Raw genomic sequence first — 18,478 nt, forward strand, 5'->3', positions numbered from 1 at the left:
GTGATATAATAGAATTGTGAAGAAAAAGACTACGATAAGCACCGCCGGACACGGCTCAAGCGATAAGAAATCTCCGTCGAAACGGATGAACTTATATGCCAATTTGGCGCAGAAACATAAGACTAAAAAAGATAAAGACGCGCGTGAACGAGCGGAATATTTGGCGACTTTGCCGAAACATCCCGTAAAGCGATTCTTTTATCGGTTACATCCGAAGCGACTAGCGAAATATTGGTTCTCCAAGCGCGGCGGACTGATGGCGCTGAAAATTCTTGGCGTCAGTATTTTGTTGATGTTGCTACTTATCGGCGGAATGTTCGCCTATTTCCGTAAAGACCTAGATAAAATTCGCCCTGGCGAGCTTGCTAAGCGCGTTCAAACGACTGTCACTAAATATTACGATCGCAATGACAATTTGCTTTGGGAGGATAAAGGTACAGGCAATTATCAATTGGTTGTCGAGTCTGACCAGATTAGCGACTATTTGAAAAAAGCCACTGTCGCAATTGAGGACCGAAACTTCTATAATCACCACGGCATCAGTATTAGCGGTATGTTGCGCGCAATGCTCTCGACTGCTTCACGACGCCAAGTTCAGGGCGGATCGACTCTGACGCAGCAGCTAGTCAAGCAAGTTTTCTTCGCAGATGAGGCTGGCGACCGATCAATTAGCGGTATTCCTCGAAAGATCAAGGAAATCATCCTCGCAATTGAAGTCGAGCGCATGTATAGCAAGGATCAAATCCTGTCGTTATACCTGAATGAATCTCCGTACGGCGGTCGTCGTAACGGTGCAGAGTCTGCCGCTCAAACATACTTTGGCAAGCACGCCAAGGATCTGACACTGGCAGAAGCGGCGCTAATTGCTGGTATTCCACAGAATCCGACTTACTACAATCCATATAACACCGCTGGAAATAAGGCTTTAATTGCCCGACAACATACAGTTCTGGATTACATGGCCGAGCAAGGCGTTATTACCAAGGATGAGGCTGAAAAAGCTAAAAAGATTGACATTTTAAGCACACTTAAGCCGCAGACTGAACACTTGGAGAATATTAAGGCTCCTCACTTCCTGTTGATGGTTCGCAATCAGTTGAGTAAAGAGCTTGGCGAATCAGTCGTTGGACGCGGTGGATTGACGATTAAAACCACCCTCGACTGGCGAATTCAGGAGAAACTTGAAAATGAAATGAAATCGTTCTTTGCAACAGGTCGACCAGATTCTGTGCGAATTAGTAACGGCGCCGCAACGGTCGAAGACGTTCAGACTGGACAAATCGTAGCACTTGTTGGTAGTCGCGACTTTAATTACACTGGCTTCGGTCAGGACAACGCCGCAGTTTCCTATATCCAGCCAGGCTCCACGATTAAGTCGCTTGTCTTTGCCCAATTGTTCGACAAACACGACAGTAAGCAAGCATACGGTAGCGGCACCGTCTTAGCTGATGAGAACATTGATAAACTGTACGGCGCAACTCTAAGAAACTGGGACAATAAGTTTATGGGCGCTATCAATATCCGAAGAGCGCTAGCTCTATCCCGAAACGTCCCAGCCATTAAAGCCGCTTACATCGTTGGCGACGGATCCGCTAAGCCTGTCGTCGAGGGAATCCGCAGGATGGGCGATCCTAACTATTGCCGTCAGGAAGAAAATGCCGGTGGTTACGGACTCGGTGCAGCAATTGGTGCATGTGGAACCAAACAAACAGAATTGGTGAACGCTTACTCAACATTGGCGCGAATGGGAGTCCAAAAAGATATTTCAAGTGTTATCGAGGTAAAGAACAGCCAAGGTGAAACTCTGAAAAAATGGAAAGATGAAGGCAAGCAAGTTATCGACTCGCAATCAGCATACATTGTGAACGACATCTTGTCCGACCGAACCCCTGGACTTCACGGCTGGATGGGTGTCAATGGCGTTCGAACCTCTGCAAAGACTGGTACATCCGACAAGGGTTCACAGCCAAAAGACCTTTGGATTGTTAATTACAGCCCAGCTCTAGTTATGGGAATGTGGCTCGGAAACTCCGACACCAGCGTGATTGGTACATCAGCTTCCAACTACGGCATGCCAGTAATTAGAAGCGTTATGGAATTTGCCCACACCCAAGTTTACGCCAAGGAAGGCAAATGGAAGTCAGGTCAATGGTATGAGCGACCAAGCGGAATTCAGACTGTCAACGGTGAACTCTACCCGTCATGGTGGAATAAGAGACAAAGTCAATCTACAGAGAAAATCACCTTCGATAAAGTTTCTAAGAAAAAGGCCACGAATTGTACTCCAGACGGCGCAAAGGAAGAAATTGAAGTGACAAAGATTATCGATCCTTTGACTAAGAAAGAATCAATTACCGTTCCTTCAGGCTACGACGCAAACGCAGAAGATGACGTTCACAAGTGCGACGACACTAAACCGCAAATTGGAGCAATATCATATACCAATAGCGGTAAGAAATATACGATAAGCGTTGATGTTACAGCAGGAACTTGGGGCTTATCGGCAATCGAAATTACCGTGGATGGAAAGAGTATTAAGAGTTCAGAAATTACTTCAAGCGGCAAGCAGACCGCCACAGTAGAGCTTGATACGACAGGAGCGCACACGGTTTCTGTAACCGTAAGAGACTCTGCATATTACACCGCCACTTCAACTGGCAGCATTCAAGTTCACTAAATAAACTATTGTTTATTCACCAAATTAATCAGCTCAGCCTCGTGTTGAGCTGATGTTTTTGAGCGACCATTTGTGCGCTTTTTAGGAACGCTGGTCTTCTGCTTTACAGGTTTTTTCTGTTCAACCACAAGCTTCGCAAACATCATTTTTCCAGCGTCGGTCTGCAAACTTCGGATAATCTCAATTTTCTTCGTTTGCCCAATGTAGCGCTTGGCATTCTCGACAACCACCATCGTTCCATCTTTCAAATAGCCAACTGCCTGATGAGAATCTTGCCCCTTCTGCGACAGTTCCAAATCCAGCTCGTCACCAGGCAAATAACTCATCCTCAAACTTTTCGCCAGCTCATTGATATTCAAAACCTTAACGCCGTCAACTTGCGCCACCTTATTCAAGTTGTAATCAAGCGTCAACACTGCCGCGTCCATCTCCTTCGCCAATTTTAGCAATCGAGAATCCACGCCCTCCGGCACACGAATATTGTCATCGTAAAGCTCGAATGAAGACTTCAAAATATCCTTAAGTTCCTTCACGACATCCATGCCGAATCGCGCCCTTTCCCGCTTGTCATGGTCTGCGCCGTCGGCTAATAATTGCAATTCTGTCAATACGCTCCTTGGCACAATAATTTTACCTAGCAAAAATCCAGTCTTCGCTAGCTCAGTCACTCGCCCGTCCATGAGTACTGATGTGTCGACCAAAATCGGTGCCGCGCCCACTGACGAATTTCGTCGCGGTTTCGCCAAGAGATAAACCTCAGCCGCCAAGCCAAGCAACATCGTAATTATTATCAATCCGTAAAAATCTTTCATTTTTTCCCTTTCTATTGTAAATAGTCAATTAGCGCCTGTCGCATATCACTGACGCCTTTTATAAATTTATCTTTATGAACTTTTGGCGCAATCGCATAAGTGAAGCCCAGCTTCTTCGCCTCTTTAATTCGAGCTTGCCAATTCGTCGCCGAGCGAACCTCACCGCCCAAACCAATCTCGCCAAACACCACAGCACCTTCATCCAGACTTCGTCCAGCGCTAGCGCTAGCAATCGCCATCGCCACAGCCAAATCGGCCGCTGGATCATTTAATTTCAGCCCGCCGACCACATTGACATAAATATCTTTGTCCGCCAATTTTAACTTCGTTCGCTTCTCCAAAACCGCCACCAACAGATTCAATCGATTCAGATCAAAACCACTCGCCGTGCGCTTAGGATAGCCAAAATTCGTCGAATTAACTAGCGCCTGAATTTCCACCAAAAGCGGACGTGCACCTTCCATGGTTGCCAGCACAATTGACCCATCCAGATTCTGACGCTCCGCCAGAAGTTCCGCCGACGGATTCTTCACGATTCTTAACCCCTGCTCGTCCATCTCAAAAATCGCCGCTTCATTAGTCGATCCGTATCGGTTCTTCTGCGCCCGAACAACTCGAAAACCGCCATATCGATCACCCTCAAAATTCAGCACAACGTCCACCAAATGCTCTAATATCTTTGGCCCAGCAATCGAACCCTCTTTGGTGACGTGACCAACCAAAATCACCGCCGTGCCCGAAGCTTTGGCGGCACGAATAATTACATTTGACGAGTTGGTAATCTGACTAACCGACCCCGGAGCCGAGGAAATCTCGCTGAGAGAAATTGTCTGAACCGAATCGACAATCGCCAGATCATACCCGCCTTGCTGAATTGACGCCGCAATATCTTCCGCGCTATTACTGGAGGCGAGTTGCATTTTTTCCGAATCAGCCGCACCCAAACGCTCCGCACGAAGCTTCACCTGAGAAACTGACTCCTCGCCGCTTACATACAACACCGATTTTGTCTTGGCGATATGTGCCGCAACTTGCGCCAAAAGCGTACTTTTCCCAATTCCTGGCTGACCCGCTACCAACACCACGCCGCCAACCAGAAAACCGCCGCCCAAAACAGCGTCCAAATCATCAATTCCCGTGCTTAATCTTTCTAATCCAGGCTCAGAGACAGCCTCACGAATACTAGACGTTTTCAAGGCTTTGCCGCGCCCGGCAGATTTATCGACAACAGATGACCCGCCAGAAGAAACGACCTGCTCGACTAGCGAATTCCATTCCCCACAATTTTCACACCTGCCAGCCCACTTTGAAAAGCTAGCCCCGCACTGCTGACAAACAAATTGACTTCTAGCTTTCGCCATTATTTCGCCCCCTCCAAACTATCCAAACTTTTATTCAATTCATCAATCTGCACACCCAACTCCCTGAGCCGCAAAACATCAGAATTGTAAGAATTGATCTCAGAATTCAAATTGACACGCCTTTCGTTCAACTCCGAAAGCTCCGCCTTCAAGGCTTGGCGTTGGCTATAAAAATCACTCTGCGACAAGAATCCGCCGCTAATGCCCGCTCGCCGATTAAAGTCCGCCACGCGACCATTATAATCCGCCAAATCAGTTGAATATTGCGATAATTCTCTGTTCAACTTTTCCTTCCGGACCTTCAACGACTCACTCAACTTCTGCGCTTCATTTTCCCTGGATTCAAATTTTTCTTGATATTGCGCGTGCAATTTCACGACTTCGGATCTATCCGTAAAATATCGTCGGTAATATTCTTCCAGCTCGTTGCCCAAATCGGCAAATTCCGTCCCCAGAATTGAGTGCAACTCGTTAGCTCTCGTTCCAGGTTGCGCACGATCATAATACTCCATTCGCTCGGACAATTTCTTATTTTTCACATTATTATAAGCCTGCTCCAAAAGCTCGCTCAAATGAGATTTTTCCGACGCACCCAACCTTTCCCAAGCAGCGTGCAACATCTCATGCGCCGCCGTCACTTCTTTCACGCCGTCAAGCTCAGAATTGGCCACGTTATAAATATAAATATCCCTAGACGACGGATTGTAACAACCCAAAATCGCATTTCCCTTTTCCACGCGACGGCAATCTTCGTTAAATTCGTTCGCCGATTTGATTTGCGGATTAGAAACATAGAACATTTTCCTGCCAACATCCGACATCTTTACGCGGTCAGCAATAGCAACAATTTCCGCACTCGGCTTATATTGCCACAGCGTAATCTCATCAATAATTTGCTGACGATTCGCCATCACAAAAACCGCAACAGAAAGTACAATTATCGGCGTAAGGACGCTGAATATTCTACGCACGATTGACATTAATCACCACCTTATCATTATCAATTTTAGCCTCCAGCGTGTCGCCAGGTTTTGCTTTATTGGACAATAAAACATCACTCAGCGGATCCGCCAGCTCCGACTGAATTGTTCGTCTTAAAACTCGCACGCCGCGTTGCTCGTCAAATCCCCGATCGATCAACCAACGCTTCGCCGAAGAAGTAATATCAAGCGTCATTCCATGTTGACCAACAGCTTTGATCAAGTCAGACGTGAGATTGTCAAAAATCTTTCGTACGACCGAGCGAGACAACGGCTTAAATGTAATCACGTTATCAAATCTGCCAATCAATTCTGGGCGCAAAAATTCCTCAAGCTCACGCAGAGCGGCACGCGAATTTTTCTCGTGACGATTTTCGCTAGCCGACTTTTTCTGCCCAGACATGCCAAATCCCAGCTCCGAATCCTGAATCATTTGCTCGGCGCCGACGTTGCTTGTCAAGATGATAATCGTCTGCCGAAAACTCACCGTTCGTCCGTGAGAATCGCTTAACTTGCCGTCCTCCAAAATCTGCAAAAGCAAATTCAGAACGTCAGGATGCGCCTTTTCAATCTCATCGAACAACACCACGTTATATGGTCGACGACGAACTTTATCCGTTAATTTCCCGCCATCCTCATAGCCAACATAACCAGCCGGCGCACCGATAAGACGACTAGCCGTGTGACGTTCAGAAAACTCGCTCATGTCAATTTTAATCAAGCTATCATCGCCGCCAAAAACTTCACGCGCCAGAACTCGCGCCAATTCCGTCTTACCAACTCCAGTCGGACCCAGAAAGATAAACGACCCAAGCGGCCCACTCTGACGATTTAGCCCAGCTTTATTGCGACGAATCGCGCGCGCCAGCTGCTCAATCGCTTCATTCTGACCAAGAACGCTCTGGCTCAGCCGCTTCTCCAGGCGGATCAAATCCTTCATCTGATTCAACGATAATCTGTCAATCGGAATATTCGTCATTGCCGAAACCGCTCGACGCAAATATTCATCAGTCAACACCGGCTCATCACTGACTTCATCTTTCAGCGCTTCGGCTTGCAATTCCAATTGCCTCATTTGCATCTTAAACTCTGCAGCCTTTTCGTAATTTTCAGCCTCGACCGCGGCGTCAATTTTCCCAGCCAATCGCTTAATTTGGCGAGCCAACTTGTCCTTACGCGACAATTTTATTGGCAAACTAGACTTCAATAAACTCGCCGCCTCGTCAATCACGTCGATCGCTTTATCTGGCAAAAATCGCTCCGTCACGTAACGCTGACTCAAATCCACCGCCTCAGTCAACATTTCGTCAGGAATCTGAACTTGATGATGCTTAGCTAATTTTCCTCTCAAACCTCGCATCATTTCTACCGCCTCTTCTGGCGATGGCTCATTGATCGTCACCGACTGGAAGCGCCGTGACAACGCGGCATCTTTTTCGATATGTTTTCGATATTCATCAAACGTCGTCGCGCCAATTAGCCGTACCTCGCCTCGCGACAACGCTGGCTTCAATACGTTCGCCGCGTCCATCGAACCTTCGGCCGAACCAGCGCCAACCAACAGATGCAACTCGTCAATAAACAAAATAACTTCTTGATGTTTTTTGGCGACCGCCAGAACTTTTTGCAATCGCTCCTCAAATTGCCCGCGGTATTTCGTCCCAGCAATCATCGCCGTCAAATCCAATTGAAAAAGTCGCTTACCTTTCAAAAATTCAGGGACTTTATTATCAGCAATTCTTTGTGCCAAGCCCTCAACGACCGCAGTTTTACCGACGCCAGGTTCGCCAATCAGCGCTGGATTATTCTTACTCCGCCGACCCAAAATCGTGATCATTCGCTGAATTTCCGACGCTCGACCAATCACCGGATCCAAAAATCCTTCACTGGCACGCCGCGTCAAATCGACACCGAATTTCTCCAAAACTCGCAAATCGCCGGAGTTTTTACTTGTCGTACTACGCTCACTCTGCAGAGATTCAAACTGCTGTTTATCAAACACATCTTCCAAACTTCCACGCAGATTGTCAATGTCAACGTTCATATCCCGCAGCAATTTAGTCGCTCGCGCCTCGTGCTGCTGCAGCATTCCATAAACTATATGTTCCGTGCCAATTTTTTCCTGTCCAAATTCAACCGCTAGTTGCCAGGCAATTCTTATCAATTCAACGACTTCAGCGCTCAAACCCTTACTTACAATCGTAATCACCAGCGGCTTTGCGGTCAGGTTCAACGCCATTTCCGCTCGATCCAAAGTTACGCCATTTTCCGCCAAAATCTTTGCGCCCAATGACGAATTTTGCGCCAACACACCAAGCAAAATATGCTCCGTGCCAACATATTCACTCCCCTCATTATGCGCCAGAAAACCAGCCCGCCCCAAACTGGCTCGAGCCGTTTCCGTCAGCCGAGGTTCTAATTCAGAAAAATCTTCTGACATATCGCCCTCCTTTCGTTTTCGGCGATTCGCAGAAGGCAGCTTATTCCGCCACCTCCTCAACTACGCTCATCAAGCTATCCTCAATATTCTTTCGAGGTTTTGGCTCCGCCTTAATAGGAGCTTTTGCTTCGATGTCTAACTCATAGCCAGTCAATCGACTTGCCAAGCGAACATTCTGTCCAGCACGACCGATTGCTATTGATTGCTGATCTTCGCTAACATAAACCGTCGCACGCTTCTCGTCTTCATTGACAGTCACGCTCAAAACCTCTGCCGGGCTCATCGCATTAGCAATAAATCCAGCCGCATCTTCCTCGTATGGAATAATGTCAATTTTTTCCTGCTCACCAATTTCATTCATCACAGCCTGAACGCGGGCGCCGTGACCACCAACAAACGTACCAACTGGATCAACGCCAGGTAGCGCTGAAGAAACCGCCAATTTAGTTCGGCGACCAGCCTCGCGAGCGATTGCCTTAATCTCAACCGCACCAGTTTCCATCTCTGGAACTTCTTGATTGAACAAGAATCGCACAAACTCTTCATTGCCACGGCTAAGAATCAATTGCGGACCGCGGCCTTCGCGCTCAATATCCTTAATGTAAACCTTAATTCGACGACCAACACCATAATATTCACCAGTAATTTGCTCACTCTGAGGCATAATTCCGACAGCCTTGCCAAGCTCAATTCGCACGACACGTGGCTCAACTCGCTGAACCGTACCGATAACAACCGTACCGATTTTATCCTCAAATTCCGCCAAAACAACTTCACGCTCAGCTTCGCGCAAACGCTGCAAAATCACTTGCTTAGCAGTCTGGGCTGCAACTCGACCAAAAGTCGTCACGTTATGAGTTTCCATCACAACTTCACCGCCAAGTTCAGCCGCAGGATCTATCTCCTTAGCTTCCTCTAGGTCGATTTGATTGGCGTCATTCTCAACTTCTTCAACAACAGTTTTAACAACCGACACGACAGCCGTACCGTTATTGATATTCAAGCTTGCGCGAACCAACTGGTCACGTGTGCCGTTATCACGACGCCAAGCCGCCGCAATCGCCTGTTCAATCACGCTCAAAACTGTTTCTTCTGGCAAGTTTTTTTCCTCAGCAATCGTACGAACTGCCAACGTCAACTGCTTAATGTTCAAGTCTTCCATTACATTCTCCTTCTTATTAATTATATCTTTTTCCGTCTCAAACTTCCATAAACGAAAAACTCCGACCTGCCGGCCGGATGAGTACTTTCTCATTGTATTAAAAATTTTTCATTTTGTCAATTTACTTCAGTACATTTTTCCAAAATTCCCGACATTGCGTTTTTTTCAGCTTCCGTTACCCACAAGCGATATTTTCGTTTCACAGCCACTTGTCGCGCAATATATTGACATCTAAAAGGTTTATTACTCGGTAGCCAAGTCGCCGCATCGCCGTCGCCTTTGGCTTGGTTCGCTGGGCCGTCAACCGCCAACAGATTTAACGGATCGTTCGCCAATTTCTCTCGCTCTTCTGGAGAAATTTGCTGCGCACCCTTTTGCCAAGCATCACTCAAAGCCACGACGTGATCAATCTGAACCTTAGAGCTGGTTTTTTCGCCGCGCTGAAATTGAATTGTTTGACCGGTGTACGGATCATTCAGCACACCCGACAAAACTCGACATTTTTCATCAATTTTCTCATCCGTCAAATCTCGAGCCAGAATCACTTCCCGCACAGAGCAGCCGTTAATTTTACCCCAGCCATTGCCGAATTGCTTTCTGGAATAACCAGTTTTTGGCGCACGTCCTTTAACTTCTATCTTTTCCAATTCTACTTTGGCGTTCGAATTGCCAAATAATTCTCGTTGAGTTGAAGCTTGAATTGTCTGAGGCTCGGGTTGTGAAATTCGCGAAGCCCAAACCGCCACGCCGACTATCAGAATTACCAGCGCAATCACCACTTGCCGACGTCGTATTTTATTCACCCTCATGGCTGTATTATAATTAAACTATGACTAAAGTTCCACGCCTACTCGACACATTCACACCAAATCATTACAACTTAACTCTCGATTTAACGCGCGCCGAGGAAAAAGAATTTTCTGGCACAGTTATCATTTCTGGCGAGTCCACCAGCGAATCAATTTCGCTACATTCCAAAGGCTTAACAGTTCAATCAGCCACAATCGACAATCAGCCCGCCGACGTTTCATTTGGTGAGTTTGACGAATTGAGATTATTTCAACCTGAACTTAAAAGCGGCAACCACATAGTTTGTATCAATTTTTCCGGAACCATCACCGACGCAATGCACGGCTTGTATCCTTGTTATTTTACTCACGACGGCGTTAAAAAACAGCTTTTCGCAACTCAATTTGAATCACACCACGCCCGCGAAGTTTTCCCTTGCGTTGACGAACCAGCCGCCAAAGCTGAATATGATTTGACACTGGTCACCCGAACAGGAATAACAGTTTTAGGAAATATGCCCGTAAAAAGCGAAGAAGAAAACGGCGATTCACTCACAACAACTTTCGAGAAAACCCCACGAATGAGCAGTTATCTTCTGGCTTTCGTCATCGGTGAATTGCACAAAAAATCTGCCCACACCAAATCTGGCGTCGAGATTAACGTCTGGGCAACGCCAGCTCAGAATGAAAATACCTTAGATTTTGCGCTAGACATCGCCACTCGTTCAATTGATTTTTATGATGAATATTTCGGCGTCAAATACCCATTGCCAAAATCCGACCACGTCGCTCTTCCCGATTTTTCCTCTGGCGCCATGGAAAACTGGGGTTTAATCACTTACCGAGAAAGTTGTTTGCTTGCGGACCCGGAATTGACTCCAGAATCATCCAGACGATTTATCGCGACTGTGATTGCGCACGAACTTAGCCATCAATGGTTTGGCAATCTCGTTACCATGAATTGGTGGAATGATTTATGGCTCAACGAAAGCTTTGCCAATATGATGGAATATGTAGCAATTGACGCGCTCCAGCCGGATTGGCATATGTGGGAAGATTTTGCCACGAATGAAGTAACGACCGCGCTCAGGCGCGACAGCTTGGACGGCGTTCAATCAGTTCAAGCCGACGTCAATCACCCAGATGAAATCAGCACTTTGTTCGACCCAGCAATCGTCTACGCCAAAGGCGGACGGCTGCTTGTTATGGTTAGAAAACTTATCGGTGAAGAAGCGTTTCGCGCTGGTCTTAAATCATATTTTGAAAAATTCGCGTATAAAAACACCGTCGGAAATGACTTATGGCAAGAATTGGAATCAGCGAGTGGTCAGCCAATCGTCAATCTAATGAACACTTGGATTTCCCAACCTGGCCTTCCTGTCATATCAGTTTCAACCAGTCACAACGCGGCGATTTTAAGTCAGGAACGATTCTTCATCGGCGAGCACCAACCATCCGACGCGTTATGGCCGATTCCATTATTCGCAAACCAACCGCTTGACGTAAAAATCTTGGATCAAAAAGAAACCACCGTTTCTATTGAAAAGCCATTGCAATTAAACTGCGGCTTAAGCGCCCACTTCGTCACCAAATATGACGAATCCACTCGCGAATATTTATTGAAAAACATTACAGAGTTGCCAACCCTGGATAAGATTTGCATCTTACAGGACGCGACAATACTCGCCCGCGCTGGATTTGAAAATTCGGCGTCACTACTTCCATTGGCATTGTCGCTAAAAACCGAAACCAACGAAAAAGTCTTCGGTATGGCGGCCGGCGCTTTGACGGAACTGCGAAAATTCGTCGATGACAATGACACCGCCAGAGATTCATTAAAGAAAATTTCTGGAGAATTTGCGCGCGCCACATTTGAGGAATTGGGCTGGGACGAAAAAGCTGGCGAATCGGACGACGACCGCGAACGACGCACCACGGCTTTGAGTTTGATGATATATAGCGAAGATGAAGAAGTTTTGAATGAGGCGAAAACGCGATTTGATAACAATAAACTGGAAGACTTACCGACAGAAATTCGAGCTTTAATTATCAGCACAAACGTAAGACATTTCGAGACGCCAGAGATGATTGAAAATCTCTTTGCCACGTATAAAAACACGCCGTCAAATGACCTGCAGAATGATATTGCAATTGGACTGACTTCCACCAAAAACCCTGAAACAGCAGAAAAAATTCTTGCCAATATTAAAGATTCCAATATTATCCGCCCACAAGACGCCAGCCGTTGGTTTGTGTATTTGATTCGCACCAGAGAAAGCCGCCAGATTGCTTGGAATTGGCTAAAGGAGAACTGGGCGTGGGTCGAAGGTACGTTTGGCGAAGATAAAAGTTACGACGATTTCATTCGCTATGCGGCCACAGCCCTACTGACAACCGACGAACTTAACGACTTTCAACAATTCTTTGAGCCGATGATGGATATTCCAGCCCTCACCAGAGCGATTAAGCTGGGAATTACCGAAATATCCGCGCGAGTTGAGCTGATTAAACGAGACAAAGAGGCGGTTATTTCCGCGTTGTAAATAATTTGGTCGCATTATTTTACGGTTTTTGACAAAATCTATTGACATTTTATTTTATTAGTGATATAAATGAATACAGCTTTCATTGACAAGTCGAGTAAATCCTTGTCCGAAAGCGCACCTTGACAAGTTGAGAGAGTTTATAAACTGGAGGTGAGATTTTGCGATATTTTAAGAAGTATCCCGAAACCTCATTTTCGGTCGTGCCATCCGGGCGTCGATCAGTGCTTCCAGCACGGGCGTTCGCCCAGATGAGGAGAGAGTTTGACCATGTCTATCATTACGAAAGATATCGTTGAAGAACGTAAGACAGCCCTCGCCAGAAAGAATGAGGCGGAGAGGCAAGAAATAGAAATATTTCTTCGCCCCGACAACCTAGCGTCAATCGCTGCACATCTCAGCCTTCTGGTCAGGAAATACTATCTTGATCATGGCAGGTACCCCGGCATCCAACTAGTTGATACTCCAACAGTTACATGGTCAGTTGTATGTAGCGAGGAATGCAAAATCAAACTGCTACAGAAGCTCAGGCAGGTTGATGATCGTATTCAAGACGTAAGTTTTGAATACGACGGCCGGGGAGGCTGGGTCCCCGACTGGCAGAAGAGCACACACACTCCGGGATCGGCTATCGTACATGTACGATTTGACATCCAAAGGCTAGATGTTCTAGATATCTAGTCCCCTAAACGAACATGGCGAGTCTGTAGAGACTCCCAACTCTCTCACTTGTCATGTTCGCTCCATAGATGCGTGTCTATGCTGATGAGTCGAAAACGACGAAAGCGAACAATTTATTCCAACACCACACACTCTTCAACTACGGGCGGATTTCCATCGACAGAAATTGCCAGCATTTGCATATCACAGCTTTCATACTGCGCATTTTTAGAAATGAATATTTCAGCAGCAAAGCGCATTTGTTGCTGTTTTTTATTTGTAATTGCCGCCAAGCCATCGCCGAAATTGTCATTTTTCCGATATTTGACCTCTGTAAAATATAAAACATTGTCTTTTTTACTAACAATATCAATTTCGCAATATCGCGTTCGCCAATTCCGTTCTATGATCTCATGACCATCAGCCACCAACCAATCCGCCGCCGCCTGCTCACCTTTATCGCCAATTTGACGCGTCGTGTCTTTTTGCTGGTTTTTAGATTTTCCGTCATCAGATACATTCTGCGAATTCGCCTCAACATTAGCATATTTAGCCAACGGCGCAAAACTCAGCCGATGCAGCGGAGTTACGCCCAGATTATCAATAGCCGCTCGGTGCTTCGCCACTCCATAACCAACGTGTGAAGAAAAATCATATCCCGGATAAATATTATCCTGCTCTGCCATAAATTTATCACGAGCCACCTTAGCAATAATCGACGCCGCCGAAACACTCGGAATCAGACCATCGGCTTTCGCTATAATTGTTACGTACTTTTCTAGCAGTGTACCCGCCAAAAAATTGACCGTCCCATCGATAATAATCTCATCAAACTTCGAGCCGCTTTTCTGGCATTTCGCTTGAATTTCTTTGACTGCGCGCCGCGTAGCCAACTTAAGCGCCTCGCTCATTCCTATTTCATCCAGCTCCTCAGCAGAAACCCAACCCAACGCCCAAGCCGATGCTTGCTCGCGAATTTCCTCATCAAGCAATTCACGTCGTTTTTTGGTCAATTTTTTACTATCATCAAGCCCTTCAATTTCAGCGCCGCCCAAAACCACCGCACCAATCACCAACGGTCCAGCCCACGCGCCGCGCCCGACTTCGTCAATTCCCAGAATCACCCGACAATCTTCCCTTTTTCGTCATAAAATCAGCAATAATCCAGCCAATCCAAACCGTTGCCGCGCCTAATGTATTCGCCAAAATATCCCAATTTGTGTCGTCCAATTTTATGTTCGCCAAGCCCACCTTGACCATAAATAATTCCGCCAACTCATTAATACAACCCAGCGCCGAGACTAAAGCAAATACTGAAAACGTCATCACCAGCCAATACACTCGCCACTTCATCGACGAAACCAAATACGCCCAGAATAGCCCCGTAAATAGCCCACCGCCCACAAAGTGCGTCGTAAAACTAGTATCCTGCCCGTCAATTAACGGCGATGGCAAATACCAAGATATGAAAAACAACAAACACGCTACGTAGAGTAGCCAGCGATATTTTCGCTCATTATCAAAGCCGTTTTTCTTCAAAACATAAGGAGCCACCACAGCTAAAATCGTCGGAACAAGGACGGATATATAATGAAATATTGCCATATTGAGATTATAACATGAGAAAACCGCCTCAGATTAAGAGACGGTTTTAACAATAGACCAATTGACAATTACGCGTCTTTATGGCGAGCTGCAACTTCGGCAGCCTTAGCGTCAAGTTCAGCCTGAGCGGCATCTTTTTCAGCTTGTTTTGCAGCAGCAGCCTGAGCAGCCTCTTCCTTCAAGCGTTCAGCTTCCGCTTCTGCCTTAGCGTCATGAATGTCATTAACAGCAGCGCGATCGAAATTCTTAGCCGTCAAGCGAGCTGACTTACCGCTACGCTGGCGAAGGAAGCTCAAGAACTTGCGACGAACCTTAGCGCGACGAACAATCTCGATCTTCTCAATTAGCGGACTGTGTATCAAGAATGACTTTTCAACGCCAACGCCTGAAGCAATCTTTCGAACCGTAATTCGTGATGTGTGTGATTTTTTATTGTCGGTGCGGATGACAACACCCTCGAACATCTGAATACGCTCTTTGTTGCCTTCCTTAATTTTCTGGTAAACGCGAACTGTGTCACCGCTGCGAGCATCGACAACTGCTTGCTTTTTTTGTGCTTGGTTGATTTTGTTGATTAAATCAAAACTCATAATTTTTCCTATCTTCCGAACTCGCTCCGACTGGCCACGCAGTTGTACCTCTGCGGCTCCACGTCAAACAAGGCTCGAATATTTAACTCTCGTACAATTACATAAGATAATAACACAAATCTGAAGAAATATCAATTAAATAAAATTGGAGTATAATATAGTTATGGATTACAATAAATTAGCACTCGAACTACACGAAAAATACAAAGGTAAAATTACGACCAGCCTCAGAGATAAAGAGGAGCTTAATCGCGACAAGCTTAGCGCTTATTACAGCCCTGGCGTCGGCGCAGTCAGTCAAGCAATTGCCGAAAATCCAGCCGATTTACCAAAATACACTTGGACAAACAATCTAGTCGCCGTAATCTCAGACGGCTCAGCAATTTTGGGCTTAGGCAATTTGGGACCAAAAGCCGCCATGCCAGTTATGGAAGGAAAAGCTTTGCTATTTAAGCATTTTGCCGATGTCGACGCAGTGCCAATTGTGTTAGACGTTCATGAACCAGAAGAAATCATTGCCACAGTTAAAGCCATCGCGCCAAGCTTCGGCGCTATCAACCTCGAAGATATCGCCGCACCAAAATGCTTTGAAATTGAAGAGCGATTAAAGGCAGAATTAGATATTCCAGTCTTCCACGACGACCAACACGGTACGGCTGTCGTTGTGTTGGCGGGCTTAATTAATGCCGCTAAATTGACAGGACGAAACCTAGCAGATTGCAAATTCGTAGTCATCGGCGCGGGCGCAGCTGGCACAGCAATCATCAAATTGTTAAACCTTTACGGAGCAAAAAACATCGTAGCGGTGGATAGCCGAGGAATTGTCGGAAAATCACGCACAGATTTGAACGCTGAAAAAACCGCGCTACTAGAATATGTCGATGCATCACAATCTGGCTCAATTGAAGACGCTATCACTGACGCAGACGTATTCATCGGCGTATCGCGCGCAGGACTTCTCACTCCAGAATTAGTCAAAAAAATGGCGAAAGATCCAATCGTATTCGCACTAGCAAATCCTGTTCCAGAAATTATGCCAGATGTCGCCAAACAAGCCGGTGTCGCAATCATCGGTACGGGTCGTAGCGACTTCCCAAATCAGGTCAACAACTCTCTGGCATTCCCTGGAATTTTCCGCGGCGCATTAGATCACGGAGTTAAGAAAATCACCGATCAGCACAAATTAGCGGCCGCCGAAGCGCTAGCTAACCTGGTCGAAAATCCAACCGTCGATAAAGTCGTCCCAACTGCATTTGATGAGGGTGTTGTTGAAGCTATTGCAAATGTCATTAGATAAGCCTAAGCACCAGCACCGTCAGCTGCCTCAATGCGCCTAGTCCGCCCAGTAAATACTGGCAATAATTCTTCCTGGTTATTTTTGTCGCAAGCACCCAAAAGCATTAATAAATGAGTTACACCGTTCTCTTCTAGTATCTTTCTCACAGACTCATCATCCACCTTATCCATAGCGATGTGCGACACATACATCCTTAGTGCGTCAGATGTTTGGGCTTTCCAGCTAAAGATACTAAAAGGATACTTATTTTTATCTCGATATCTTAAGGTCGTCCAAGAATCACGTAATCCAGAATCTGACGTTGCAACAATTTCTGCCGCTAATTTTAATTTATTATAAAGACTGGGCAAAATACTCTTCTGCTTTTTCTTAGTCTCATAGCCAGACATTCTGTGTTCAATTCTCTTGGCTGCTTCAGTACGAGCATCGACTACTATCGTAACATCATTACCGCTTCTCTTAATATATAAAACCTTAGCCATTTCATCATCTAACCACGGAAATGTTTCGTGACTAAGCTCTATATAATCCCCGACCTTCAAGTTAACCTCCACCGCCTGAACATCCTGATCACTCACCTCGCAATTTCCCTGGCGTGATTGCTTATTTCTCTTTCTCTTCCTCGCCTCATTCAAAGATTCAGCAGCGATTTTAGGTGCCGCTTCATAGCCATTCAATTTCTCCGAAAGCACCTTCAGGGCGTTGTCTAAAGCCCCACTCAGACACTCTTTAGCCATAGATTCAGCAAGACTACGAACCACTGGACTGTTTTCTTTAATTGTCGCTTCTTTATACTGCTTGGCTAGTTCCTCTTCGCTTGGCAATTTTATGGATTTTATAAACTCAAGAACACTGTTGGCAAATTTTAAATCACCCTCAGGATTAATACCATTACATTCCTCATCTTCAACCTCCTTAAGTTTCCGACGCTTAAAGTCCTCCAAGAAACTACTCAACTTCATCTTGCCATCATTACCTGGAATGTATTCAGGTCTAGTAATTGTAAAATCATCAGGTAAACCAAAAGCTCCATCCTTAGTAAGTCTATTAATCACAGTCTCCCTTGCCTTTGCGATAAAGCGCATATATTCACGATCTGCAAGTTCAGGACTAATTATTTTATTAGCATGCTGCCATCGTCTTACGTCGGGAATCGCATACTCTTCAGCTTGGCAAAATTCTGGAATATTCACTTCCGCCAGCTTTTCGGGAAAAACTACACTAAGATTTTCCCTTATAAATTTCTCGTATGTTCCATTAAATATACTTCTTAATGATTCTTTGACTTCCTCTATATCAAAATCTATCTCTATGCAATCTGGAAGCCTGTTATACTCCTCCTCAATTTGCTGAAACAACCCAAGAACCTTCCCATAAGATTCTTGATATTCACCGCGCAACTCCTCACCTTCAACAAGAAACGGTACATGCTTAATAATAGACTCTACATAATCTATAATTTGACTTATGTAGTTTTTATTAAGATCCTCTGTATGAGATAGTTTATCTTTAACAACATAACCATCCCGTTGTCTTTCGCTCATAAACTAATATCTTATCAGT

The 18,478-nt window shown here is 45.7% G+C and carries 14 protein-coding genes; 4 read left to right on the forward strand and 10 right to left on the reverse strand.

From position 1 onward, the window contains the following. The first annotated feature begins 16 nt into the window (after positions 1–16). Positions 17–2,677 (forward strand): transglycosylase domain-containing protein, encoded by a 2,661-nt coding sequence (locus tag LRM44_RS03015; protein ID WP_243803694.1) that lies wholly within the window; start codon positions 17–19, stop codon positions 2,675–2,677. 5 nt (positions 2,678–2,682) lie between these two features. Here the strand turns inward: LRM44_RS03015 and LRM44_RS03020 are convergent, their stop codons facing one another. From LRM44_RS03020 to LRM44_RS03045, 6 genes are read right to left on the reverse strand one after another with little or no spacing between them, the layout of a single operon-like run. Next, positions 2,683–3,489 (reverse strand): PIN/TRAM domain-containing protein, encoded by an 807-nt coding sequence (locus LRM44_RS03020; RefSeq protein ID WP_243803695.1) that lies wholly within the window; start codon positions 3,487–3,489, stop codon positions 2,683–2,685. A gap of 11 nt (positions 3,490–3,500) precedes the next feature. Next, positions 3,501–4,850 carry a DNA repair protein RadA gene (gene radA / locus LRM44_RS03025; protein ID WP_243803696.1) on the reverse strand — a complete coding sequence of 450 codons (1,350 nt, stop codon included), beginning with the start codon at positions 4,848–4,850 and terminating at the stop codon, positions 3,501–3,503. Beyond that, positions 4,850–5,830 (reverse strand): hypothetical protein, encoded by a 981-nt coding sequence (locus LRM44_RS03030; protein ID WP_243803697.1) that lies wholly within the window; start codon positions 5,828–5,830, stop codon positions 4,850–4,852. Before LRM44_RS03030 ends, radA begins: the two co-directional genes overlap by 1 nt. Beyond that, entirely contained in the window at positions 5,814–8,270 is a 2,457-nt protein-coding gene (locus LRM44_RS03035; protein WP_243803698.1) for an ATP-dependent Clp protease ATP-binding subunit, read from the reverse strand. Before LRM44_RS03035 ends, LRM44_RS03030 begins: the two co-directional genes overlap by 17 nt. A 40-nt stretch (positions 8,271–8,310) precedes the next feature. Beyond that, the gene (gene nusA / locus LRM44_RS03040) at positions 8,311–9,525 is read right to left on the reverse strand and encodes a transcription termination factor NusA (RefSeq protein ID WP_243803699.1); all 1,215 of its coding nucleotides are present in this window, start codon (positions 9,523–9,525) and stop codon (positions 8,311–8,313) included. A gap of 23 nt (positions 9,526–9,548) precedes the next feature. Further along, entirely contained in the window at positions 9,549–10,241 is a 693-nt protein-coding gene (locus LRM44_RS03045; RefSeq protein ID WP_243803700.1) for an HNH endonuclease family protein, read from the reverse strand. A gap of 20 nt (positions 10,242–10,261) precedes the next feature. On the opposite strand from LRM44_RS03045, the gene LRM44_RS03050 reads away from it, so the two are divergent. Together LRM44_RS03050 and LRM44_RS03055 are read left to right on the forward strand one after the other, a co-directional pair. Next, the gene (locus LRM44_RS03050; RefSeq protein ID WP_243803701.1) at positions 10,262–12,763 is read left to right on the forward strand and encodes a M1 family metallopeptidase; all 2,502 of its coding nucleotides are present in this window, start codon (positions 10,262–10,264) and stop codon (positions 12,761–12,763) included. Positions 12,764–13,033: 270 nt separating this feature from the next. Beyond that, positions 13,034–13,444: a hypothetical protein gene (locus LRM44_RS03055; RefSeq protein ID WP_243803702.1), complete on the forward strand. Its 411-nt coding sequence runs from the start codon at positions 13,034–13,036 to the stop codon at positions 13,442–13,444. Positions 13,445–13,557: 113 nt separating this feature from the next. Here LRM44_RS03055 and rnhB read toward each other — a convergent pair whose 3' ends face one another. From rnhB to rplS, 3 genes are all read right to left on the reverse strand, one after another. Beyond that, complete coding sequence (gene rnhB / locus LRM44_RS03060) at positions 13,558–14,547, reverse strand: ribonuclease HII (RefSeq protein ID WP_243803703.1); 990 nt, start codon at positions 14,545–14,547, stop codon at positions 13,558–13,560. Further along, positions 14,531–15,028, reverse strand: a complete 498-nt coding sequence (locus tag LRM44_RS03065) for a hypothetical protein (RefSeq protein ID WP_243803704.1) — start codon at positions 15,026–15,028, stop codon at positions 14,531–14,533. The genes rnhB and LRM44_RS03065 overlap by 17 nt, the downstream gene beginning before the upstream one ends. A 68-nt stretch (positions 15,029–15,096) precedes the next feature. Beyond that, a complete protein-coding gene (gene rplS, locus LRM44_RS04210) occupies positions 15,097–15,618 on the reverse strand; it encodes a 50S ribosomal protein L19 (RefSeq protein WP_445083025.1) in 522 nt (173 codons plus the stop codon). A gap of 163 nt (positions 15,619–15,781) precedes the next feature. On the opposite strand from rplS, the gene LRM44_RS03075 reads away from it, so the two are divergent. After that, complete coding sequence (locus tag LRM44_RS03075; RefSeq protein ID WP_243803705.1) at positions 15,782–16,915, forward strand: NAD(P)-dependent malic enzyme; 1,134 nt, start codon at positions 15,782–15,784, stop codon at positions 16,913–16,915. A 2-nt stretch (positions 16,916–16,917) separates the two neighbouring features. Here LRM44_RS03075 and LRM44_RS03080 read toward each other — a convergent pair whose 3' ends face one another. Further along, entirely contained in the window at positions 16,918–18,459 is a 1,542-nt protein-coding gene (locus tag LRM44_RS03080) for a hypothetical protein (protein ID WP_243803706.1), read from the reverse strand. Between the last annotated feature and the right edge of the window lie 19 nt (positions 18,460–18,478).

Origin of the sequence: Candidatus Nanosynbacter sp. HMT-352, from assembly GCF_022819385.1 — a bacterium.
GTDB lineage: Bacteria > Patescibacteriota > Saccharimonadia > Saccharimonadales > Saccharimonadaceae > Nanosynbacter.

Bases quoted from the DNA above. Each gene is read 5' to 3' on its own strand.
- nusA (WP_243803699.1), bottom strand. From the start codon at position 9,525: ATGAGAAAGTACTCATCCGGCCGGCAGGTCGGAGTTTTTCGTTTATGG.
- LRM44_RS03055 (WP_243803702.1), top strand. From the start codon at position 13,034: ATGTCTATCATTACGAAAGATATCGTTGAAGAACGTAAGACAGCCCTC.
- rplS (WP_445083025.1), bottom strand. From the start codon at position 15,618: ATGAGTTTTGATTTAATCAACAAAATCAACCAAGCACAAAAAAAGCAA.
- LRM44_RS03030 (WP_243803697.1), bottom strand. From the start codon at position 5,830: ATGTCAATCGTGCGTAGAATATTCAGCGTCCTTACGCCGATAATTGTA.
- LRM44_RS03035 (WP_243803698.1), bottom strand. From the start codon at position 8,270: ATGTCAGAAGATTTTTCTGAATTAGAACCTCGGCTGACGGAAACGGCT.
- radA (WP_243803696.1), bottom strand. From the start codon at position 4,850: ATGGCGAAAGCTAGAAGTCAATTTGTTTGTCAGCAGTGCGGGGCTAGC.
- LRM44_RS03065 (WP_243803704.1), bottom strand. From the start codon at position 15,028: ATGGCAATATTTCATTATATATCCGTCCTTGTTCCGACGATTTTAGCT.
- LRM44_RS03045 (WP_243803700.1), bottom strand. From the start codon at position 10,241: ATGAGGGTGAATAAAATACGACGTCGGCAAGTGGTGATTGCGCTGGTA.
- LRM44_RS03075 (WP_243803705.1), top strand. From the start codon at position 15,782: ATGGATTACAATAAATTAGCACTCGAACTACACGAAAAATACAAAGGT.
- LRM44_RS03020 (WP_243803695.1), bottom strand. From the start codon at position 3,489: ATGAAAGATTTTTACGGATTGATAATAATTACGATGTTGCTTGGCTTG.
- LRM44_RS03080 (WP_243803706.1), bottom strand. From the start codon at position 18,459: ATGAGCGAAAGACAACGGGATGGTTATGTTGTTAAAGATAAACTATCT.
- LRM44_RS03050 (WP_243803701.1), top strand. From the start codon at position 10,262: ATGACTAAAGTTCCACGCCTACTCGACACATTCACACCAAATCATTAC.